The sequence below is a fragment of the Dorea sp. AGR2135 genome (assembly GCF_000420885.1).
Taxonomy (GTDB): domain Bacteria; phylum Bacillota; class Clostridia; order Lachnospirales; family Lachnospiraceae; genus Dorea; species Dorea formicigenerans.
Genome location: NZ_ATVU01000001.1, coordinates 1 through 23,577, shown reverse-complemented (window position 1 = coordinate 23,577; position 23,577 = coordinate 1). Strand labels below are relative to the sequence as shown.

Here is a 23,577-nt window from a genome sequence, read left to right as displayed (position 1 = left end):
GCAGTGCGATCCTCGCGGAGCGTTTTTTTATGTAATGGAAACGAAGTTTCCTATTACATAAAAAAATAAATCCAAACGATATCTTGAATCGTTTGGATTTATTTTTTTAAACCCGGAAGCATCCACCACCAATGAATTCTCGAAGCAATGAGTTCGTCGGCACTTTTTCGCTTCCGATTCCAACAAAGTAATCCAGGAATTTAAGCAGTCTCTTTGCCTCGATATATTCCGGGCACTCTCTTTCAACTCCGAATAACTGAGCTTCTACATATGGTTTCAATACTGCCAGTTCATAGATCAGAGCAGAATTGAACATGACATCTGCTTCCTCCTGGAATGGGAAAATATTCTCTTCCTCGCCTTTTCGTACAGAAGGCCACATCTGAATTGTCTTTTTTGCAGAAGCACCTCTTGTTCTTGCATCTCGCACAATTCTTCGAAGAAGCCGGCCATCTGTGGTTGGAATCCGGTTATGCTCATCAATGTTAAGCTGTGTCAGTGCACTGATATAAATTTTAAACTTATTCTCATCTGCCAATGCTTTTGTCAGCTTTGGATTCAGGCAGTGAATGCCTTCAATAACCAGAATATCGTGTTCTCCAAGTTTCAATGGACTTCCTACAAATTCTTTATGTCCCTTCGCAAAATCAAAATTTGGAATTATCACTTCTTTTCCATCCAGCAGTTCCTGCATTTGTTTCTCGAACAGATCAATATCCACTGCACAAAGTCCTTCAAAATTATAATTTCCCTTCTCGTCTTTCGGAGTCTCTTCTCTTTCTTTAAAGTAATTATCTACTGCGATCGGATGAGGACGCATTCCATTTGCACGAAGCTGTACAGACAGTCTGTGTGAAAATGTAGTCTTTCCGGAAGACGACGGTCCCGCAATCAATACGAATCTGATTTCCGGTCTGGAAGCAATCATCTGTGCAATTTCTGCAATTCTTCTTTCCTGCATTGCTTCCTGCACAAGCACAGTCTCCTGAACATCTCCACTGGTAATATTGCGATTCAATCCGCCAACCGTCTCAATCTCCTGAATATCTCCCCATTTCACAGATTCTTTCATGACCTGAAAGAACTTTGTTCTCGCCTGAAAATGTGGCACGATCTCCGGCTTATCAATCTCTGGCATCTGAAGTACAAATCCTTCATCATATCGATATAATTTAAAATATTTCAGATACCCTGTACTGTAAAGCATATATCCATAATAATAATCTTCAAACTCATTGATGCTGTAAAGGTTTACTTTGGATACACGGCGGTAACGGAACAATTCTTCTTTATCATACATTCCATACTGTCCAAAAAGTCCGATTGCCTCATCTGTATGAACCGTTCTTTTCTTGATTGATAGATCTGCCTCCACAAGTTCGTGCATCCTCGACTCGACGCGCTCAAGAAAATCATCATCGGCTCTTGTTTCGCCGGTAATCGTGCAATAATATCCCGGTCCTATTGCAAAATGCATCCGAACCTTGTCAATATTCTTATGTCCTGCCACGTCATAAACTGCTTTTACAAGAAGGAAACTCATGCTTCGTTTGTATGCCTCATGTCCAATGGGATCCGCTGTTGTAACAAAACTGATTTCACAATCTTTTTTCAGACGCTTGTGCAGTTCCTGAAGTTTTCCATCTACAAATACCAGGACAATCTCATGCTCATAATCTTTCTGGTATTCTTTCGCAATGTCGTGATATGTGATACCAGCTTCATATTCTTTCACTTCATTTTTAATTTTTACATGATACATTCTTTTCTCTTCCATCTTCCGATCCTCCCTATATCATGACTGCTTCTATAAAGCTTTCCCTATATTACTGTAAACGGATGACTCACTGGGGCTTCTATGACCTCGACTCCCAAAAGGTGTGCTCGTAAATAATTCCCCATATCGCCGATAAATATGTGCTCCACCCCATAATGTCCTGCATCGATGATATTAAGTCCTCTTGCAAGTGCGTCAATCCCCTCATGATGACCGATATCTCCAGTCACATAGACATCAGCCCCTGCTGCAATCGCCTGATCAATATCACTTTTACCAGACCCCGGACAAATTGCTACTCGGTGAACATTTTGCTTCAGATTACCGAATACTTTCACTGTATCAAGGGCAAATGCTTTCTTGACTTCTTCACAATAATCTGCCAGTGAAATTTCATTTCTCTGTTCATCATTATCAGAAGCAGATGGTATCTCTCCGACACGGCCAATACCTTCCGGTTCTCCCGATTCATTTTCTCCGGTGACATCCAGTATCTGACAATTCTCAAGTTTCAGATAATCTGCTGCCAGATCTGCCATACCTTTGACATCATAATTCGTGTGCATAGCATAATAAGAAATGTCATGCTGAATCAGTTTTACTAATCTTCTGCCGATGAAATTCTGATTATTCACTTGTTTCATACCGCTAAAAATCAAAGGATGATGTGTCACCAGCATATCTGCACCTGCCAAAATTGCCTCATCTACCACTTCATCTGTAGCATCCAGTGCCACATATATATTTGCAACTTCTTTATCATCTCTTCCTGCCAGCAGTCCGACATTATCCCAGGAAAGAGCATATCTTGGTGAATAGTCCTGTTCTATTATTTTGATAATATCTTTACATTGCATACAATCATTCCTCTCTAATATTCACATAGTATTCAACAATGTTTTTCTTACAATGCTTTTCTTACTCTTCATAGTAAGACATTGCTTTTTTTGCTACTTCCAGTTCATGTTCAATTTCTGTCATACGCTCTTCTATCCGCTCACCATCTTTTCCGGCAAGACCGAGAAGTATATCTTCACGAATACGGATTTCACGCTTCAGATATTCATATAATATCAGATTTTTGTTTTTTAAAAGTAGTGGTCCATAAAGGTACTCCCATTCCTCTTTTTTACAATCTTCCTGCCGGTCGGCCGTCTTATGTTCACAATATTCTGGTGGTACCACCCGCATCATAGGATAATATTTCCCGTCTTCCTCTACCATATCTTCTGCTTCGAACCGAAACCCATGTTCTACAAGATATTCCCGTACTTTCTGTATCTCAGACTGAGGCTGTAAGATGCAGCCTTTTAATGTGCTGACGATTTGTTTTCCTTCTTCCAGAATGTGAATCACAAGACCGCCGCCCATTCCGGCAACGATTATCTCCTCCACTTCTTTCGGCTTTACTGCTGCCAGTCCATCCGACAGCCTTGTCTCAATCCGGTCACTCATTCCATAGCCTGCTATGTGAATTTTCGCACGTTCCAGCGGTCCCTTATTGATATCCATCGCTATCACTTTCGGTGATAAGTTCTGTTCTATCAAATGAATCGGTATATATCCGTGATCTGTTCCTATATCTGCGACAGAGGCGCCCTCTGTCACAAGACCTGCTACTGCAGTAAGTCTCTTTGATAGTTCCATAGGCGCCTCTTTCTTAATCCAGATAATCTCTTAATTTTCTACTGCGGCTCGGATGACGAAGCTTTCTAAGTGCTTTTGCCTCGATCTGACGAATACGCTCACGCGTTACATCAAACTCCTTACCAACCTCTTCCAGTGTACGTGCACGTCCATCATCCATACCAAAACGAAGTCTTAAAACTTTCTGCTCTCTCTCTGTCAGAGTATCTAACACTTCATCTAACTGCTCTTTTAAAAGTGTCTGAGCTGCGGCTTCAGCAGGTACCGGAACATTGTCGTCCTGAATAAAATCTCCCAGGTGACTGTCTTCCTCTTCACCGATTGGTGTCTCCAGTGATACCGGTTCCTGAGAAATCTTTAAGATTTCACGGACACGTTCCACTGGCATATCTAATTCTGCTGCAATTTCCTCCGGCGTAGGTTCACGTCCTAACTCCTGCAGTAATTGTCTGGAAACACGAATCAGTTTATTGATTGTCTCTACCATATGCACCGGAATACGGATGGTTCTGGCCTGATCAGCAATTGCTCTTGTAATTGCCTGGCGGATCCACCATGTTGCATAAGTACTGAATTTGAATCCTTTATGATAGTCAAACTTCTCAACCGCTTTAATTAGACCCAAATTACCTTCCTGAATCAGATCCAGAAACAGCATTCCACGTCCCACATATCTCTTAGCAATACTGACAACAAGACGAAGGTTTGCTTCTGCCAGACGCTTCTTAGCATCCTCGTCTCCCTCTGCCATACGCTTTGCAAGCTCTACTTCTTCATCTGCTGAAAGAAGCGGTACCTTTCCAATCTCTTTCAGATACATACGGACCGGATCCTCTATACTGATTCCATCCGGCACAGACAAGTCGATTTTCTCCATATCAACATCGTCTTCATCTGTCAGAACAATATCGGAATCATCAACATCATCTAATTCCTCAATTCCATCCCCATCTCCGCTTACACGAAGCACATCAATATGATTGGCCTCCAGATACTCATAAACTTTCTCCATCTGTTCTGCATCAAGCTCCATATCTGAGAAAAAATCATTGATTTCCTGAAGTTCCAGGATACTCTTATTCTTCTTTCCATGAGCAACCAGTTGTTTTAACTTTTCCCCAAATTTCGCTATGTTTTCTTCCATGTGGTGTCCATCCTCCATTATATGTTTTTATTTTATCCTTAATTAATAGAAATATGCAATTTTTCAAGGTCCTGCAACGCCCGTTTTGCTTCCATCAGCTTCTGCAATCCCTGTATATCGGTCGGATCAAGCTTTGCTGAGTGTTCTTCAATACTATTCTTCTTTACCCGGATAATTGTCTCTTTTAATGCCTTTTCCTGTTCATGTGCTGTTTTAATTTCCCGGATTCTTGTATTAAAAAGCGCTGCCACCTTACGATGTTCCTCTTCATCTGTAAAATGATTCATGATCTGCGCCGGATTGAGCTTTCCCTGTTCGTGCTGCGCATATAAAAGCTCAGCTACAGTCCGATATATCCCTTCCGGAAAATCTTCCGGATGAATATACTTCTGGATCTGTGCAAATACATTCTCATCCGATGCCATCCATGTCAGCAGAATTTTCTGTGACTTTCGTGTACCATCTTCCTTATCCAGGTTCTGACTCCTTGTAGATCTCGGTCTTTCCACCGGCTTTGCAAGTCCGGTCTGAACTGCCATTCGTCCGACCAGTTTTTTCAGATCTTCACTGCCGACATGATAAGTTCCTGCAACTGCATCAATGTAGTTATTGCGCTCTATCTCTTCATCAAACTCTGTAAGCTTTCTCGCAGCTTCCTTCATAAAGTCCGTTCTGCCTTCCGGCGACGTCATATCATAATCCCGTTCCAGAATTTCAAGACTGAACATAAATCCATTCCTTGCCTTCTGGATCCGTTCTTCAAAGGCTTCTGCACCGAGATTTTTAATAAATTCATCTGGATCTTTATACGGTTCCATCCGAATGATTTTTGCCGTAATCCCAACTTCACGCAGAATCGGTCCTGCCCTCAGAGCTGCTTTCGTTCCTGCCTCGTCACTGTCATACGTCAGGTAGACTTCATTGACATACCTTTTGATAAGCGCTGCATGTCCCGGTGTCAGGGCTGTTCCAAGTGACGCTACTGCATTGGTAAATCCCGCCTGATGCAGGGAAATCACATCCATATAGCCCTCACAAAGCAGAAAATAAGGCTTTCTCGACTTTCTTGCTCGATTCAGTCCATACAGGTTCCGGCTTTTGTCAAAAATGATCGTCTCCGGTGAGTTCAGATATTTTGGCTTTGCATCACCCATGACACGGCCGCCAAATCCAATAACACGGCTGTTTACATCCATAATCGGAAACATGACCCTGTTCCAGAACTTATCGTGAACTCCGTATTTTTCATCAATACTGATCAGACCTGCCTGCGAGATCATATCGTCTTTGTAGCCTTTTGATTTCAGATACTTGTACAGATCATCACTGTACTTGTTCGAATATCCCAGACCAAATGCTTTGATCGTATCGTCACTTAGCTTTCGATCTTTTAAGTATGTAAGGGCATGTCCCCCTTGCGGCCTTAGAAGCTGTACATAAAAGTACTGTGCTGCTGCCTTATTAATTTCCAGTAATATAGCTTTTGTATCTGCGCGCTTTTTCGCCTCCCCAGAATACTCCGGTTCCGGAAGCTCTACGCCTGCACGATCCGCCAGATATTTCAGTGCCTCTACAAAAGAATAATTTTCATATTCCATCAAAAATGTGAATACATTTCCTCCGGCACCACAGCCAAAGCAATAATACATCTGCTTCTGTCTGCTGACTGAAAATGACGGGGATTTTTCATTATGAAATGGACATAATCCAAAGTAGGAGCTTCCTTTTTTCTGAAGTCTCACATAACTGGAAATTACATCTACGATATCATTTTTTGACCGGATTTCTTCCACTAATTCCTCTGGATAATACATATCTGCGTCCTTTCATTTTTCATCATCTCTTCCTCAAATCCAGAAGAAGAAACGTCCCTACTATTAATATTCGACACAAACTTTATATTTCCTTTAATTTTTCCAAGATTCTGGGATAAAAAATTCCGTAAATTTCTTCACTGCATAAGTATCCGTCATTCCTGCGATATAATCGCACACGACCTGTGACAGCTCTTCTCCCTTTTTTAACATATTCTGTGATTGTTCCGGAAGAAACTCCGGATTCTTTATATAGAATTCATATAGATTGGTAATCATATGGATTGCTTTGCCCTCTTCCTTCTTGGCAACCGGGTTACGGTAAACATTTTCAAACATAAATACACGAAGACCCTGCATAGCCTCATGAACTTCCTCAGACATCTGAATCACCGGGCGATCCACACTGTTGATAATAACATTATGTACGAGTGTGTTCAGGCGTCCTTTCACCGAAGTTCCCAAAACATCCGTATATTTCTTCGGAATATCTTCTTCTCTTAAAATACCGCCACGGATTGCATCATCAATATCATGATTAATATAGGCGATCTTATCTGACAGGCGCACGATCTGTCCTTCCAGTGTTGACGGGCATCCGCTTGTTTTGTGATTCCTGATCCCGTCAATGACTTCCCATGTAAGATTCAGTCCCCGTCCTTCCTTTTCTATAGATTCCACCACTCGCACACTCTGCTCATTGTGTTTGAAACCTCCCGGGCAAAGTTCATTGAGCGCACGCTCCCCTGCATGCCCGAAAGGTGTATGTCCCAGATCATGCCCCAGGGCAATTGCTTCTACCAGTTCCTCATTAAGCCGGAGTGCTTTCGCAATTGTTCTTGCATTTTGTGACACCTCCAGTGTATGTGTCAGCCTTGTACGGTAATGATCTCCTTTCGGAAGAAGAAACACCTGGGTCTTCTGCTTCAGTCTGCGGAACGCCTTGCAGTGTACGATCCGGTCACGATCACGCTGAAAGACCGGACGAATATCACATTCCTCTTCCTTAATCTTCCGGCCTTTTGAATTCTTACTCAATGTCGCATAAGGACTTAAATACTCCAATTCTCTTTCTTCCATCTGCTCCCGAATCGTCATAGAATCACGCTCCCTCTTCACACTTGTATAATCATACTTTCATTATACAATACAATTCCGTCTGCTGGTACTGTTTTTCACATTATATTTTCTTACAGAATATCCTTATCCCTGATTGATGTATTTTTACATATAATGATATTTCTTTCGCTGTCTGCCAAAAAATGCAACTGTCATAAAAAGTGTAAAAAGTTCTGCCACTGTAACGGCACTCCAGATTCCGTTCACTCCAAAGAATACAGGCAGTATCAGAACTGCCGCCATCTGGAATAATAATGTTCGAAGAAATGAAATCGCAGCCGAAATCATTCCATTGTTCAATGCTGTAAAGAATGCTGATCCATAAATATTGAATCCATTGATCAGAAAACTGATAAAATATATCCTGAATCCGTGTCTTGTCATCTCAAATAATTCTGCGTCATATCCCACAAACAATTTTGCAAGCGGTGTTGTAATCACCTGAGAGAACACGAAAAGTCCAATCCCCCATGTTCCAATCAGACTCAAGCTCTTTTTGAATATATTTTTCAGCTCACTGTGATTGCCGGCACCATAATGATAGCTGACGATTGGCGCACTTCCAATAGAATATCCGATAAAAACAGCAATAAATATAAAGTTCGCATACATAATAGATCCATAAGCCGCTACTCCATTTTCACCGGCCACTTTCATAAGCTGCAGATTATAAAGAGAATTTACCACTGAACTGGACAAATTCGTCATAAACTCGGATGCACCATTGCTGCATGTCTTTAATAAAATTCTGCTGTCAAAACTTGGTCTTCCAAGTCTCAGAAAACTTGAATTTTTTCGTGCAAAATAAAAAATCGGGAACAATCCGCCGATAAATTCTCCGCATACTGTCGCAACTGCTGCCCCTGCAATTCCAAATCCAAGATGGCCCACAAACAAATAATCCAGAACCATGTTGGTCACACCTGCCACAATGATAACTTTTAGCCCAAGTTTTGGTTTCTGTGCTGCTACAAAAAAGCTCTGAAACATATTCTGCAGCATAAAAGCCGGAAAAGAAATAAATGTGATGCGCCCGTACAACACACAGTCTGAAAGCAGTTCACCGTCTGCGCCAAGCATCACTGATATCGGACGAATCAAAATCATTCCAAGAAGACTGACTGCTATGCCACCAATGATCGTAGCATAGACTAACATGGAAAAATATTCATTTGCCTTTTCTTTTTTCCCTTCTCCAAGAGTTGTTGCTACAATCGCGCTGCCTCCGGTACCAATCATAAATCCAAGAGCTGAAAGTCCCATCAGAATTGGCATAATTAAATTGATTGCTGCAAATGCAGTCTTTCCGACAAAATTCGACACAAACAGACCGTCTACAACACCGTAGATCGATGTAAAGATCATCATCACAATAGACGGTAATACAAATTTTATTAATTTTTTATAAGTAAAATGATCTGATAATTGAATCTCCATAAAAAATCTACTCCTCTTTTTCAAGAATGCCTCGGCATTCTTGCTGCGAGGTGCGCGTCATGCAATTGCATGACATACTTCTACTGCGTACCTCTGCAATCCTGCCGTATGCTATATCAGAAGTGCAATAACTTCTGCTTCCATAAAATCCTCAACTATACTTGAGATATTTGAAGCTTCTGGATATTCGCTTTTAATTCCATATTATATTTTTCGTAAAGTTCCAGCATCTTCTTGCATTCTTCCTTACTCATACCAGAAAACGCCTGATTCTCTGCCTCTATCACCGGATAAATCTTCTCTTCCATAAGTTTCTGCCCCTGTTCCGTCAGATAAATATGCATATCACGACCTTTTCCTTTTTTCAGTATCAGATATCTGTCCTGTTCCAGCTTACGGATCGATGAATTCACTGTCTGCTTTGGAATACAGCACATCTGACTGATATCGCGCTGCAAACATCCATCCCCCATCTCACAAATGGCATATAGAATATCAAATCCGCTTAATGACAGTCCTACCTTTGTCGCAGCCTCACGGTATACATCATTAAACTCTTTATAAATGTGATTAAACTCTATGAGTTGACGACTCATGTATAGTGTTTTCTGTTTTGACTCCATTGTTTTCCTCCTTAAGTCCGATTTCATACTTATTACATTATAGTCCGATTTCGTACTCGTGTCAAGTGTTTTGCTCGCTATTGCCAATCCAACTGAAAGAAGGAAAGAACGAAATCAAAACAATTCGCAAAAGAACAAAAAAGATGAAAAAAAGCAAAAATTGTTGTTGCTTTTTCCCTGAAAGTGTAGTAATATAATTTTCGGGCAATCGAGAAAAGCCTTTTATGCGGAAGTGTCGGAACTGGCAGACGAGCAAGACTAAGGATCTTGTAAGCATTGCGCTTGTGTGGGTTCAAGTCCCATCTTCCGCATTAACTTTTCAACAATATATTGCCTGCAATCGTGAAAATGATTCAAAATGCGGAAGTGTCGGAACTGGCAGACGAGCAAGACTAAGGATCTTGTGACTATTGCAGTCGTGTGGGTTCAAGTCCCATCTTCCGCATTAACTTTTCAAATTTTATATTGTTTGTAATCATATAAATGATTTTCATAAATGCGGAAGTGTCGGAACTGGCAGACGAGCAAGACTAAGGATCTTGTAAGCATTGCGCTTGTGTGGGTTCAAGTCCCATCTTCCGCATTAAAAAACTCAGGTAAAAGTACCTGAGTTTTTTTCTTAAGAATCACAGCGTTTCCTGCCTCTAGACTTCAAAATCATTGCCTTGCTTTGGTCTGCTTCTAACTTATTCTATTTCGCTGATATCTTCAAGTGGTATCCTGCATCCATCTTCCAGCACAAGAATTTTTTGATATTCATCGATTTTTTTCACGATTCCTATTTTTGTCTTATAACTGCCACCACTTTTTCTTCCATCCGGAACATAATATACAAGTTGGATTCTCTGCGCCGGCTCTGACACAATTTTTTGAAGCTTCACATTCAATTGTTCTTTCATCTCTTCATCCAATTCCATACGCATATCTGTAACTCTTGCCGCCTCCTCGATTGCTGCCTGGTGTCCGGTCAGTGCTGCAAATGGCGCAAACTGTGCTGCCCGGTCTTCCACCGGCATAGGTTTATGCCTTTTCGAAACAGGATGTGGCAGATTGATAATATCTTCATAATTTAAATTTGTATTCTCCCTATCATATCCAGTCATTTTCCACCTCAATTTATTCGCCATTACTACGTTTCTATGCTTTGTGCCCGCCAATCTGACTATTCCTCTCAACAGCCGTGGCACCTTCTTCCAGATTCATACCTTTGAGGAGAGCATTTTTTCCAAATTTCTTTTTGATATCCAGTGCTGCATGCTGCAGTTTCTTTTCCCGTTCCAGCTTATCTTTGCGTTTCTGCTGTTCCTCTTCCTGGTGACTATAATCGGTAAATAAATCTAACTGTTCAAAAGAAGCCTTCTCTTCCGCCAGCGATTCATCGACAACATGATTTGCCGTAATATATACACGGCGTATGAAAAGGTCAGGATTCACGATTTTGTCATACAATTCCAGAATCATCTCGATCATCTCTATTGAAGAGGAAGTTCGGTTTTTCAGATTTGCTGTTCCATGTGCATGCTTGGGTACTTTTCTTCCATAGCGGTCCTCCGTAATTTCCCCTTGATACTGTTTCTTTTTGTTTCCACTTTCCAAATTACCAATATCATAACCAACTGTCAGAACAAGCTGATCTGTCACAAGATGCTTATCCACCAGATCAAGTGCCAGAAGGTCTGTCATTTCCTTAATGATCAGTCTGGTCTTTTGAAAATCATATGGGCAATGCAGTACCTGTCCGGAACCAATGCTGTTACTCTCTGATTTATAGGCTTTGACTTGAGCAATCGTACAAGGTTCCCACCCCCATGCATGATCAATGAGAAGCTCTGCATTTACCCCAAACAGCCGATACAGCAATTCTTCATTATAATAATCTGTTTCTTTTCCAATGGAACATCTCGCCACATCTCCCATGTTATAAATGCCATGAGACAAAAGTTTTTTTGCGTACCCCTGTCCAACCCTCCAAAAATCCGTAATTGGCTGATGCGTCCAAAGCAAACGTCTGTAACTGATCTCATTGAGTTCTGCAATTCTGACCCCATTGTGATCTGGTTCCACATGTTTTGCCAGAATGTCCATGGCAACTTTACAAAGATACAGGTTCGTTCCAATTCCTGCAGTCGCAGTCATTCCCATTGTATCATAAATGTCCCGGATTATTTTTGATACCAGTTCTTTCGCCGTCATTCCATATGTGTTCAGATAATCCGTTACATCACACATAATCTCATCGATAGAATATACATGGATATCTTCCGGTGCCAGATATTTTAAATAAATCTGATAAACCCGTGTACTATATTCCATGTAATGCGCCATTCTCGGGGTTGCTACAACATAATCTACAGCCAGATGCGAATTCTTTTCCAGTTCTTTCTTATCAAAAGAAGAACCGGAAAAACAATGTTCCGGTATCTGTCTTAATCTCTGATCATTCACTTCTTTTATACGTTGTACAACTTCAAACAATCTGGCTCTTCCAGGAATCCCATAGGTTTTGAGCGATGGTGACACTGCAAGACAAATTGTTTTCTCTGTACGGCTTGCATCTGCCACAACCAAATGCGTACCCAGCGGATCTAAGCCACGCTCTATACACTCCACAGACGCATAAAAAGATTTCAAGTCAATTGCTGCATAGATTCGGTTCTTTTCCACCGGTCACACCTCCTTATCTTATACAATCCATTTTACTTCTTATTCTTCAATACATATTTTCTAATATAAGAACAAGTCTTCTCTTCTCCCTCTTCTGCCAGCATCTTAAGCAATTGATGCAGAAGCTCTGCTGTCTCCGGATGAATCATCTTGCCAAGCCTTGCAGCACCTTTTTCATAGTATTCCAAAGGTGCCTGATTCGTATACTTCTCTTTCATATAATTCTTCGACGCTGCCACACGGTCGATAAACATTTCCACCACATATCTGACCGGCATCTTCATACCGATAATTCCTTCATTCAGATCAGTACTATAATCCAGCCAGTATTCATAGTGATGCCTGTTGCGCCCTTTGTGGTGCAGCCATGCCGCAGAATAACCTTTCACTTCCCGCTCTGCATTGTTAGGGCTTCTTGTTCCCTGATAGAACTTGCAGCCCACCAGAAATTCAGTTGGTGAATACTTGGACAGATCATGCAGAAGGCCCTGTTTATATAATCCAACTTTAAAACAACCTTGGCAGACAAGCCATTTATGGTGATTGATCGTCTTCAAATGTTGCAGTGCCTTCATACAGTTTCTCCTTTCCCAGATACAAGAACAACTATCTCTCGCTCATCCAATTCTATATTTCTCTGATTTTCCAACACAACCAGATCTTTTAAAATGCCTTCTTTCGTTGATGCTGCTCTGTACCATTTCCGGCCTTTCTTTAATGCCGGCAACGCAAATTCGTGTTCCAGCCAGTGCATATTATAAGCCACAAAGCAATCTGCTTCTTCCTTATCCTGACTACTGTAATATATGCCGATCTGTCTGCTCGCCACTTCAGTTGGCGCTCTCCATGCCATCTCTCCGTGATAGGATACGTCCGGCATTCCACAACCGCTTTGGTCTACTCCAAGCAGCTCTTTCTCCTGATGAAACAGCCTATATTTCTTCCGAAATTTGATCAACTGCTTCACAAACTGATACATCTCCTGTTCTTTTAACAGATTCCTCCAGTTTAACCAGCCAATCGGATTATCCTGGCAATAAACATTATTATTACCTTTCTGGGAATTTGCAAATTCATCCCCGGCAAGAATACACGGAACTCCCTGGGAAAGCAATAGCAAAAACAATGCATTTCTCATCTGGTTCTTCCGAAGCTCCAACACAGCTTTCTTTCTGGTCAGCCCTTCTGCGCCACAGTTCCAGCTATAATTGTAATCCGGTCCATCCTGATTGCTTTCTCCATTCGCCTCATTATGCTTGCCATCATAGGACACAAGATCTTTCAGTGTAAATCCAGTGTGAGTTGTAATACAATTATAAATACCTTCCAGATCCCATCGTTTTCTTGTCTGATACATCACATCCGTTACAACCCCTTCGTCACCTTTTAAGAAACGACGCATCACATTCTGATATTCTTCTGCGTGTTTTAAAATCCGGACTCCCGTAAGAATTGGATCTTTTAAAATGATATCCATCGGCACATTGTATGGATTCAGTATAAATCCATCCACATGATATTCCATCACATAATTTCTCAGACAGTCTGTCACCATCAGCCCGGAAATACCTTCTGCAAATGGCATCTCAAGCACAACTTCAATACCAGCCTTATGACAATACTTCACAAGATCTTTTAATCCTTTTACTCCATCACCATCCTTGGCATAAGCACTTTTCGGTGCGAAATAATATCCCGGACCATACCCCCAATAATTTACCCGCACTCCTGCTTCTTCAAACTCATAGACGGGCATGCACTGAATCTGGTTAATTCCCAGATCTTTTAGATAAGGAATTTTTTCAATTACACCTTGAAATGTTCCTTTGTTCTTCACTTTTGAATAAGTATCTTTTGTAAATCCACGGACATGTATTGCATAGGCAATCAGTTCTTCTTCCTGTATCCGTGGCGGCTGATCTGCCTCCCAGTCGTAATGATCTTCGTAAAATATACCACGCACATTTTCTTTACTTTTTTCCGACATTCCTATGTTTTTAAGCCATATTTCCTTTCCGGAAAATGCCTTTGCATAAGAATCCGTCACACACTCGCCATCTATGTCATAATTATACTCATATGCCTCTTCCTTAAGTCCGTCAACCGCCATATAACACACCGAACCAATCTGGTCAGAAAAAACATAAGAAGCCAGCAAGCTGGCTTCTCCTTTCCGATAGAGCAGAAGCTTACATGTTTTCCCTTCCGGGACCTCCATGGCAAAATTCGCCCTTCCATTTTTATATGTCACACCCAAAGGCAATGGGCTGCCCGAAACTTTCTTCATGCTCTGTCCTTTCCGCTGTTACTGCCAGCCATCTACTCCGTACATGTCAACATTCTCCTGATTGATCATGAACACATTTTCTTTGATTTCCTTTTCATAATCTTTTCCATTTAAAATGTTAAGAACTGTATTTGCAGCATCTTTTCCCATACTGATTGGAGACTGTGCCACTGTTCCTGCGATTTGATTCTCTGTCTTTTTCAGTTCCTTCTTAATATCCGGAGAACCGTCTACTCCATAAATGAGGATCTGACCCTGCTCTGCTACATTCATAGCTGTTTTGGCACCGACTGCCATCTGATCATTTCCACACATAATTGCTACAATATCGGAATTCTCGCTTAAGATCTTCTGGGCTGCTTCCAGGGATTTTTGAAATTCTCCGCTTGTATCCTCTCTAGCCACAATTTCAAAACCATTTTCCGCTTTTGCCAGTGTCTCCTCGAACCCTGTGATTCTCTCATTCACAGAATTCTGCGTCGGGCATTCCAAAATTGCTACTTTACCTCCATCCGGACATCTCTTAATCAGATCTTCGCCACACAATACACCGGCATTATAATTATCAGATCCAATATATGCATCTACATAGTCCATCTCTTTTACCTGAGTATCTACATTGACAATCTTCACATCAGCTTCTTTTAAAGCTTCCAGAGAAGGGGTGATCTTCTCCCAGTCCACCGGACTTAAAATAATTGCATTGATTCCTTCGTCAATCATCTCCTGGATCTGCGAAGCCTGCATATCTGGGTCAGACTTCGGATCCTTTACGATCAATTCACAATTCTTCCCATCCAATTCTTCTTTGATTGCACTTTCCAGTGTGAGAAAATATGGATTCTCCATATCAATCCCAGAAAATCCTATTTTCCAGCTTTCCTGTTCGTCCTTATCCTTTTCTTCTGTATTTTCATCTTTAGAAGCAGCATTATCTTCCGGTGTTCCTACATTCTTTTTACATGCAGTAAATATAAGAGCACACAGCAGTATCAATGATAATATCCGCAATGCTCGTTTCTTTTTCATCTCTGTTTTATCCTCCTTGTGTAGCATAATGCTATACTTTGATGATTCATTACAATTCACCAAAGCCTGTGAACTGTAACTATTTTACAACATTTTTATGAATTTGGCTACTATCACTTGCCTTTTACATGCTCCTTTGTTACATTAGATATATACAATTTTAACAAAAAGGAGAATTCATATGTGTGAACATTGTCATGAGGAAGAATATAACGCTGTTATTCTGAATCTGGAAGACCAAGACCTGGAGTGCGGCGTTATCACCATTTTTGAGATGGACGGACAGGATTACATTGCTCTCTTCCCGATGGATGAGAACGGTGAGCCTGCTTCTGATGACGTCTATCTGTACCGCTATCACGATGACGGTGGTGAACCGGAAATCGAATACATCGATGATGAAGATGAATTGAATGCCGCATCAGACTGCTTCGATGAATGGCTGGATGAGCAGGAGTTTTTAGACAGTGACGAGTAATTCATCAATAAAACGGGACGGGGTTTTGCTCTTCCCGTTTTTTTCTTTTACATAAGTGATAAAAAGCTTTTTCTTCGCCCGTGTCATAGCCACATAAAAAAGTCTTCGCTCTTCTTCTAATTCTTCTGGTGTCCCCGCTTTTTTATATGGTGTCACTCCTTCATTACTTTCAATCACAAAAACAACTTCATATTCCAGACCCTTTGCTCCATGCATCGTCAGACACGTTACTCCGTCACCGGTGCCATTGCCTCGCTGTTGTCGCTGCATTTGCAAGGTATGCTTATATTCTTCTACATGCGCAAGCCACTCTGGCAGAGTCTGAAATTCCTTCGTCCGCTCCTGAAGTTCATCCATGATTTCTTTTAATTCTGAATACTCCATCTGATGTCCAAGAGCATATTCCTTTAGAAATTCATCATACCCGATACTCTTACGGATATATTGAATTGCAGCATAAGGCGTCTTTGTACGAATCATCTTCATATCCCACTCTAACTGATCAATTCGATCCTGCATCCACTCTTTATCACAGTAGAAACGTCTCAACGATTCATAAGTAACCGGTGTTTCTTCCATACAGCCACGGCTCAAGTAACGCTTCGGCCGATTAGCGATCTCCAGGAAATCTCCCCGGTCGTAAGTTCCAACTGCCAGCCGGAAATAGCAGTTCATATCCGTACACACAAAATGTTCATACAGATGATGAATCCTCTCCTTCATGGAAAATGGAATCTGATACTGGGTAAATGTCTCCGCCAGCACCCGTGCATCTTCGCCTGTCCGGTACAATACAGCCATCTGCTTAAGATCGACTCCTTTTTTCATATACTTTTGAATCTCTTTTAAAATATATTTACTTTCATCAAGCGGATCCAGTGTCTCCTGCACATGCACAGTCTCCTGCGCTTCCCGAAATGGCTGGATTTTCTTCTCATACCGATCTTTATTATGCCCGATCACACGAAGCGCACCTTTCACAATATGTGCGTTAGAACGATAATTAATATCCAGCAAAATACGCTTTGCCTCCGGATAATCCTGCATAAAATCTTTCATGATTCCTGGTTTTGCACCGCGGAATCCATAGATAGACTGGTCATCATCTCCAACAATGAACAGATTATTCTCCGGCGCTGCCAGCATCCGGATGACATCATACTGCACCTGATTAATATCCTGGAACTCATCTACCAGCACATAGTGATATTTTTCCTGCCACTTTGCAAGAAGATCCGGTCTTTCAAGGAATAATTTTCGGCACCAGATCAACATGTCTTCAAAATCAAGTTTTCGGTATTTTTTCTTTTCTGTCTCATAAATCCGGTAAAGCTCCCGGAATTTATCTTTCGGAAATCTTCTGGATTCATAAAACTCAATATCGACTGCATTATTTCCTACATTTCCAATCTCTTCCGATAGCTCCTGAAGAAAATCTGCTTCCTGGGATTTTTCGGTCTGTTCCCAGTCCATTTGTTTTAATATTTCCTTTAAAAGTTGATTTTTTTCTTCTTCGGACAGAATATTACTCCGATCCAATTTATACGCCCATTTCAAAATTCCGTAAAAAATGCCATGAAATGTTCCAAATGTGACGGGAAGCTTTCTCCCTTCCATGACATATTGAAAACGATCCCGCATTTCTCCTGCCGCATATTTCGTAAAGGTAATGACCAGAATTTCTTCTGGTCTTACCTTATATACTTTAATCAGATATTCAATTCTTTTTGCAATCGTAAGAGTTTTTCCCGAACCGGGACCAGCAAGAACCAGACACGGTCCTTCCTTATGAGAAACTGCCTCTTTTTGGGCTTTATTAAGACTCATAGACTCCCCTTATCTTTCCAGTAATTCAATACCTTTCTGAATTCTCTTAAGAGACTCTTCTTTTCCGAGAATCTCCATGATCTCCGTTGCTCCACCCGGTGTACTCTGCTTACCAGACACAGCAGTACGGATTGGCCACATAACATAACCTGTTTTGAAACCTTTTTCGTCTACATAAGATTTCAGGACTTCAAACAAAGCATCATTGCTGAAATCATCCTGTTTCTCAAGAAGTGGATATATCTCTTTTAACACTTCCAAAGCCTTTTCTTCATTTGTCTTCATTTTCTTATGGCAATACATTGCTGTATCATATTCTGGGAGCTCTTCAAAGAAGTCAATCTGCTCTTTGATATCCGGGAAGATTTCAATTCTTGTCTTAACAAGTGCTGCAATCTTCTTAAGATCATAATCTTTTGTAACAACTTCTTTGATATATTTTTCAGCTCTCTCAAAAAACTTATCAAAATCCATAGCTTTCAAATACTCGCCATTCATCCATTTTAATTTCTGAATGTCAAATACTGCCGGTGATTTGCTCATATTATGGTAATCAAACTCTTTTACAAGTTCTTCCAGAGAAAATATCTCCTGGTTTCCTTCCGGACACCATCCAAGAAGTGCAACATAGTTAATAACTGCCTCTGTCACAAACCCCTGCTCAATCAGGTCTTCATAAGATGAATGACCACTTCTCTTACTTAACTTCTTATGATTCTCGTCTGTAATCAGCGGACAATGTACATAAATCGGTACTTTCCAGCCAAATGCTTCGTAAATCTTATTATACTTTGGTGAAGAGGAAAGATACTCGTTACCACGCACGACATGTGTAATCTCCATCAGATGATCATCTACGACATTTGCAAAATTGTATGTCGGATATCCATCGGATTTGATAAGGATCAAATCTTCCAATTCTTTATTCTCTACAGTAATATCTCCATAAATCTCATCATGAAATGTTGTGGTTCCCTCTGTCGGCATATTGAAGCGGATAACATAAGGTTTTCCTGCTGCAAGATTTGCCTCAACTTCTTCTTTGCTAAGGCCAAGACAGTGTTTATCGTATGCTACAATTTCTGTCCCTTCTTCTGATACTTTGCTCTTTAAGGAATCCAGTCTTTCTTTGTCACAGAAACAATAGTAAGCTGCTCCTTTGTCAATCAGCTGTTTTGCATATTCCAGATATAAGCCGGAAGCATTACGCTCACTCTGAACATATGGACCATGTCCCATATCTTTATCTGGTCCTTCATCGTGAATCAGGCCTGTCTCCTGCATCGTACGATAAATAATATCAACTGCTCCTTCCACATAACGTTCCTGGTCTGTGTCCTCAATACGAAGCATAAAATCCCCGTCTTCATGCTTTGCGATCAGATATGCATACAGTGCTGTACGCAAATTCCCCACATGCATTCTTCCTGTAGGACTTGGTGCAAATCTTGTTCTTACTTTACTCATTTCTCTATACTTCTCCTAATTCTTTTAATATTTTCTCTAATGTAATATCCACCCGCTCTGAAACGAGAATATCTGCATATTTATCTGAAAAATGTGCTTCCGGATTGACCACGATCAGCTTATCTCCTTCATAATAATTGATAAGCTGTGTACACAGATATGTCTTCAGGTTCGTTCCAAGAACAAGCAGAACATCCGCTTTTTGGACTTCATCGGCTGCTTTTGTGATCACTGCGTTGTCTACCTTCTCCCCCATCAGACACACACCTGGACGAATTGGTGCATTACATTCCGTACAAAGAGGAACTCTCTTTGCCTCACGGATATATTCCACCGGATATTTTTTTCCACAGTGCGGACAGTAATTCTCATAAACACTGCCATGCAGATTAATCACATTCTTACATCCTGCTCTCTCCGGCAGACCAAAAATACGTCTTGTGATAATTGTCTGAAAAAGTCCTTTTTCCTCCAGCTCTGCCATCTCCAGATATCCTTTTCCTGGTGGTATATCAAGGGCGCTTAACAGTTCATTACGATAAAATTCAAAAAACTGTGGTTTTCTGGTCGAATAAAATGCACTGGTGAACATCTCATCTACTGAGTAGCCATACTTTTGTTCAATGTCATAGGATTCTTCTCCATCGCGGATAGCCGGATATCCATTCTCCTGTAACATCTCAAATCCACTGAGTACAGTTGTATATTTACTTTCCTTTAGAATCTTCAAAAGATCTTTTCCAACCATAAAAATACCTCCTATTCTCAAGTCCTCGAACTATTTTATCACATATTCCCATGGTTCTTCAACCTTTTCCGCTTTCTCTTTGCTCTCCAGTAACGAATCTGGAATGCATCTCTTGGAATTGATACAACAAAAATAATTCCCAGTACAATGGCAAATGCAATTTTCACTGCCTCTAATCCCTTCACAGCTGCCAGTGACATCTGACCTGTCACAAGGTAATATGCTGTATAATATATTCCGGCTCCCGGAACAAGTGGAATAATTCCGGAAACCAAAAATATCGTAATCGGGCATTTTTTCCGTACCGTGAAAATCCTGGAAATCAATACTACTGCCAATGTTCCTACAAAGGACGCCAATGCCACAGTTGTCACCTGACACATTGCCAGATACAAAAGCCACCCTGCCATACCGGTAATTCCACATGCTGTATAATATTGCTTCGGTACATTGAAAAGAACTGCATATGCCAATGTCGCCAAAAATGATTCTACGATTGCAAGAATTGTTGTTGTGATCATCGTAAAATTCCTCCCATCATCGTATTATAAATGCTAAGAGTCACTCCGACTCCAATGGCAATATATACGAATACAAGCAGTGCATCGATCATCCGTACAAGCCCTGACAGAAAGTCTGTATCTGCAATATCACGGATTGCATTGACAAATGCCACTCCCGGGATCATCGGCATAATTGCTCCAACCATCATACCATCCAATTTCAATATCGGCAGAAACGGTATATGCATAAATGCAAGTGCCAGCACCGTCATGATCACGCCTCCGACAATATTTACAATAATTTTTGAAAGGTTGTGCTTTCCGGCAAACAGCACCCACACATATGATAAAAAACCAATTAAAAATGCAGCCACGGCTTCCGGAACACTTGACCCTAACATCAACGCAAATGTTCCACTGGCAAGCCCCGCCGCCATACATTGAAACCACCGTTTCTTCGGTGGAATCTTCTCAATCTTTTTCAGTCTCTCTTCTGCTTCTTCCAGTTTCACACGTCCCGCTGAGATTTCTCTGGAAAGCTCATTGACCTCTGCTACAATTCCCAGATGAGAAGAAGAAAGTGGTACATGATTCACTTTTGTATAAGCTTCGCCATTCTCATTCTCTGCACTTACAAAAATACCATGGCTCATAGAAAAAATATCAACATGATTCACATGAAAACGTCCACATATTCTCTTAATCGTCTCTTCTACACGAAAGATTTCACCTCCGTTTTTCAAAAGTATCCTTCCCGCATGCATAGCCATATCAACGACACGTTTCACATCTAATACCACATCCAGATTCTTTTTTAGATAAATCATATCGGTCAATTGTATTCCATTTTCATAAATCGGTTTCTCATAATGATCTACAAAAAAATTTGCAACGATATGTGAATTAACAAACCCACATTGTTTATAAAAATCAAGCGTATTCGAATTGTTCCCTGTACCGACATACATAACATCACAGGTCACACTGTAATATTCAGAAAGATAATTGACCATATAAGTCCCATATCCCTGTCTTCGATATTCCTGTGCAGTGACCAGATTCTTCAATTCACATCGTTTGTTTTTCATATGTTCCACAACACCGATTGTCAGCACTTCACCGGCATCTTCCAGCACAAACATATCACTTTTATCCAGATACCGCCGGATCATATTCTCCTGCGGATCTGCAATCAGGAGCATTTCAAGATAATTATCTTTATCTTCCGTAATCTGTCTGATCTCCATAGGCCTTCTCTCCTTAATATTCTTTATAGTTCCTGTTTGTTTTACAAATTCCCTATTATATCTGTCAGAGAATCCGTCAGTTACAACAATCTGTTATAAGTAAACAGCGCCAATATACTCTTCCAAAAATGTTCTGTATACTGACGCTATTATATCACTGGATTAATAAAATAGATAGTTGTTTTTTCTATATACAATTTTATATCATGTATTTTTTCACGAACAACCTGGCGCATTAACGTATGCTTTCCGGTTATTTACAAATTCTTGCCTGTGGCATACATGCAAGGCTTCCATCTGCATGATACAAAATACCAAACTCACTATAATATGCCGGATTTTCCTTTGCAACTTGTATGAAATCCACATTTTCCAAACAGTCAAAAAGTCCGTCATCCATATGCACAATATTTGCTGGAATATAGACTTCTTCTGTCTCACTCTTCAGGAAACTGTCTGAACGCGCAAATACATCTGAACGGATTCCTTTACATCTTATATCTGTTGGAAATGCTAATACTCCATCTGGTGCACCACTTAAGATTTCTGTCACATACCCTTCTGAGTCGATCTTCATTCCGGAAATTTCTATATAGACCGGTTCTTCTAGGACATTCTCATTATCTGTAATCGGATAGACAATTGGCTGTTCTATGATTCCCGATACCAGATCAGAATCATCCCCTTTATCCGGAATCGGAACTGATATATTCTGATTAGCAACCGTTATATCCGAATAATCCATCATGGTTTCTCTGTCAGCTGATTTTCCTGTACATGCTATATTCTTTGCCACAACAGTATGCTTTATTTCTCTGTTTTTCATTCCACATAAATCCGCATAATTTCTTCTTACACTTAAACTCCCAAGAATATTCTTTTCCATTGTCAACATCGAAATCTTTTGTCTCAATTCACTTGAACACACATTTCCATATGGTAATGTTTTTGTATCCATATTCACGACTTTTCCCATTCCACTGATTTCCTGAGCAGTGTTAAAATCTGTAACATAAGTCAACGGATTAAGTACTCCAAACACCATCACAACCACGATTGCAAATGCCAACACGAATCTCTCTGTCCTTCCGGAACTTTTCTTTAGAATATTTTCCATATTCTATTCCTCTCTTTCTCATCCTGTTTCTGATAGAACTGTCCCCAAACATGTCTTTATTTTGTCCATTATAAAACAAATTTATAAATTTGTACACAAAAAGAAAGTGGCAACTCGCCACATTTTACATGTTGACAAATCACCACTTTCTTTTATTTCATATACACCTTAAAATTAACTGTAATTAGTTAATGTATCCGGCTTTCTTAAGCTCTTCATGAGCTTTCTCAAGGTTTGCATCTGATACACGAATGATCGGTCCTGTACAACCCATTCCGCTCTCTGCATAAATATTGATCTTCCATAATGCTTTTACGGCATCCTCAAGATCCATTACTTCGATTCCTGCGATCTGTGCTGTTACGATCTCCTTCGGCGGCTCTTTTACATCCTCCTCTGCTGCAGCCGGTTTTGCTGCTGCTTTTCTTGCATCCAGGATCTCTTTTAAGCCTGCTTTCTTTGCTGCTGCAAATTCTGCTTTTGCTACCTCAAATACTTTGTTTCTTACAAGCTGTGCCGCATAACGAATCGCTCCTGCAATAACAGGTGCTCCGCTGGCTCTTGATACGATCATGACTAACTGCTCATATCCTTCGCCGATTCCTGGTCCGTATCCGTATCCAGTTGCTTCAAAGCTTCCGCCTGTTGC

The 23,577-nt window shown here is 40.7% G+C and carries 20 protein-coding genes, 3 tRNA genes and 1 pseudogene; 4 read left to right on the top strand and 20 right to left on the bottom strand.

What is annotated here, in order from left to right:
* Positions 1-106 precede the first annotated feature (106 nt).
* From G593_RS0100120 to G593_RS0100085, 8 genes are all read right to left on the bottom strand, one after another.
* Positions 107-1,777, bottom strand: a complete 1,671-nt coding sequence (locus G593_RS0100120) for a nucleoside kinase (protein WP_005336797.1) — start codon at positions 1,775-1,777, stop codon at positions 107-109.
* Positions 1,778-1,821: 44 nt separating this feature from the next.
* On the bottom strand, positions 1,822-2,634 hold the full coding sequence (locus tag G593_RS0100115; RefSeq protein WP_005336799.1) for a Nif3-like dinuclear metal center hexameric protein: 813 nt from the start codon (positions 2,632-2,634) through the stop codon (positions 1,822-1,824).
* 61 nt (positions 2,635-2,695) lie between these two features.
* Entirely contained in the window at positions 2,696-3,424 is a 729-nt protein-coding gene (locus G593_RS0100110; protein ID WP_029730355.1) for a tRNA (adenine(22)-N(1))-methyltransferase, read from the bottom strand.
* Between the two features lie 13 nt (positions 3,425-3,437).
* Positions 3,438-4,568, bottom strand: a complete 1,131-nt coding sequence (rpoD, locus tag G593_RS0100105) for an RNA polymerase sigma factor RpoD (RefSeq protein WP_005336805.1) — start codon at positions 4,566-4,568, stop codon at positions 3,438-3,440.
* 38 nt (positions 4,569-4,606) lie between these two features.
* Positions 4,607-6,382 (bottom strand): DNA primase, encoded by a 1,776-nt coding sequence (dnaG, locus tag G593_RS0100100; RefSeq protein WP_029730354.1) that lies wholly within the window; start codon positions 6,380-6,382, stop codon positions 4,607-4,609.
* A gap of 93 nt (positions 6,383-6,475) precedes the next feature.
* Complete coding sequence (locus tag G593_RS0100095) at positions 6,476-7,480, bottom strand: deoxyguanosinetriphosphate triphosphohydrolase (protein WP_029730353.1); 1,005 nt, start codon at positions 7,478-7,480, stop codon at positions 6,476-6,478.
* 126 nt (positions 7,481-7,606) lie between these two features.
* Positions 7,607-8,938 (bottom strand): MATE family efflux transporter, encoded by a 1,332-nt coding sequence (locus tag G593_RS0100090; protein ID WP_005336810.1) that lies wholly within the window; start codon positions 8,936-8,938, stop codon positions 7,607-7,609.
* A gap of 155 nt (positions 8,939-9,093) precedes the next feature.
* Complete coding sequence (locus tag G593_RS0100085; protein WP_005336812.1) at positions 9,094-9,561, bottom strand: MarR family winged helix-turn-helix transcriptional regulator; 468 nt, start codon at positions 9,559-9,561, stop codon at positions 9,094-9,096.
* Between the two features lie 226 nt (positions 9,562-9,787).
* Between G593_RS0100085 and G593_RS0100080 the strand changes: the two genes are divergently transcribed.
* The 3 genes from G593_RS0100080 (at position 9,788) to G593_RS0100070 (ending at position 10,144) form a co-directional block, all read left to right on the top strand.
* A tRNA-Leu gene (locus G593_RS0100080) sits at positions 9,788-9,872 on the top strand.
* A gap of 49 nt (positions 9,873-9,921) precedes the next feature.
* Positions 9,922-10,006: transfer RNA gene (locus G593_RS0100075), tRNA-Leu, on the top strand.
* 53 nt (positions 10,007-10,059) lie between these two features.
* A tRNA-Leu gene (locus G593_RS0100070) sits at positions 10,060-10,144 on the top strand.
* 103 nt (positions 10,145-10,247) lie between these two features.
* Here the strand turns inward: G593_RS0100070 and G593_RS0100065 are convergent.
* From G593_RS0100065 to G593_RS0100045, 5 genes are read right to left on the bottom strand one after another with little or no spacing between them, the layout of a single operon-like run.
* Entirely contained in the window at positions 10,248-10,664 is a 417-nt protein-coding gene (locus tag G593_RS0100065) for a hypothetical protein (RefSeq protein WP_029730352.1), read from the bottom strand.
* A gap of 34 nt (positions 10,665-10,698) precedes the next feature.
* Complete coding sequence (locus G593_RS0100060) at positions 10,699-12,225, bottom strand: Y-family DNA polymerase (protein ID WP_029730350.1); 1,527 nt, start codon at positions 12,223-12,225, stop codon at positions 10,699-10,701.
* A gap of 32 nt (positions 12,226-12,257) precedes the next feature.
* Positions 12,258-12,800, bottom strand: coding sequence for a DUF5662 family protein (locus G593_RS0100055; protein WP_005331219.1), 543 nt, complete (start codon positions 12,798-12,800; stop codon positions 12,258-12,260).
* Complete coding sequence (locus G593_RS0100050; RefSeq protein WP_029730349.1) at positions 12,797-14,512, bottom strand: alpha-amylase family glycosyl hydrolase; 1,716 nt, start codon at positions 14,510-14,512, stop codon at positions 12,797-12,799. Before G593_RS0100050 ends, G593_RS0100055 begins: the two co-directional genes overlap by 4 nt.
* An 18-nt stretch (positions 14,513-14,530) precedes the next feature.
* Positions 14,531-15,541, bottom strand: coding sequence for a sugar ABC transporter substrate-binding protein (locus G593_RS0100045; protein ID WP_029730348.1), 1,011 nt, complete (start codon positions 15,539-15,541; stop codon positions 14,531-14,533).
* Positions 15,542-15,722: 181 nt separating this feature from the next.
* Here G593_RS0100045 and G593_RS0100040 point away from each other — a divergent pair, with 181 nt between their 5' ends.
* Positions 15,723-16,019 (top strand): DUF1292 domain-containing protein, encoded by a 297-nt coding sequence (locus tag G593_RS0100040; RefSeq protein ID WP_029730347.1) that lies wholly within the window; start codon positions 15,723-15,725, stop codon positions 16,017-16,019.
* Here G593_RS0100040 and G593_RS0100035 read toward each other — a convergent pair.
* From G593_RS0100035 to G593_RS0100005, 7 genes and pseudogenes are all read right to left on the bottom strand, one after another.
* A complete protein-coding gene (locus G593_RS0100035) occupies positions 16,002-17,846 on the bottom strand; it encodes an ATP-dependent helicase (protein ID WP_029730346.1) in 1,845 nt (614 codons plus the stop codon). The genes G593_RS0100040 and G593_RS0100035 overlap by 18 nt on opposite strands.
* Positions 17,847-17,855: 9 nt before the next feature.
* Positions 17,856-19,313 carry a glutamate--tRNA ligase gene (gene gltX / locus G593_RS0100030; RefSeq protein ID WP_005336823.1) on the bottom strand — a complete coding sequence of 486 codons (1,458 nt, stop codon included), beginning with the start codon at positions 19,311-19,313 and terminating at the stop codon, positions 17,856-17,858.
* A 4-nt stretch (positions 19,314-19,317) separates the two neighbouring features.
* Positions 19,318-20,061, bottom strand: a complete 744-nt coding sequence (locus G593_RS0100025) for an SIR2 family NAD-dependent protein deacylase (RefSeq protein WP_022279307.1) — start codon at positions 20,059-20,061, stop codon at positions 19,318-19,320.
* Between the two features lie 38 nt (positions 20,062-20,099).
* Positions 20,100-20,582 carry a threonine/serine exporter family protein gene (locus tag G593_RS0100020; RefSeq protein ID WP_022279306.1) on the bottom strand — a complete coding sequence of 161 codons (483 nt, stop codon included), beginning with the start codon at positions 20,580-20,582 and terminating at the stop codon, positions 20,100-20,102.
* On the bottom strand, positions 20,579-21,811 hold the full coding sequence (locus tag G593_RS0100015) for a GNAT family N-acetyltransferase (protein ID WP_022279305.1): 1,233 nt from the start codon (positions 21,809-21,811) through the stop codon (positions 20,579-20,581). The genes G593_RS0100020 and G593_RS0100015 overlap by 4 nt, the downstream gene beginning before the upstream one ends.
* 253 nt (positions 21,812-22,064) lie before the next feature.
* Positions 22,065-22,928 (bottom strand): hypothetical protein, encoded by an 864-nt coding sequence (locus G593_RS0100010; protein ID WP_029730345.1) that lies wholly within the window; start codon positions 22,926-22,928, stop codon positions 22,065-22,067.
* Between the two features lie 184 nt (positions 22,929-23,112).
* Positions 23,113-23,577, bottom strand: a pseudogene (locus G593_RS0100005) (glycine/sarcosine/betaine reductase complex component C subunit alpha); the annotation flags it as partial.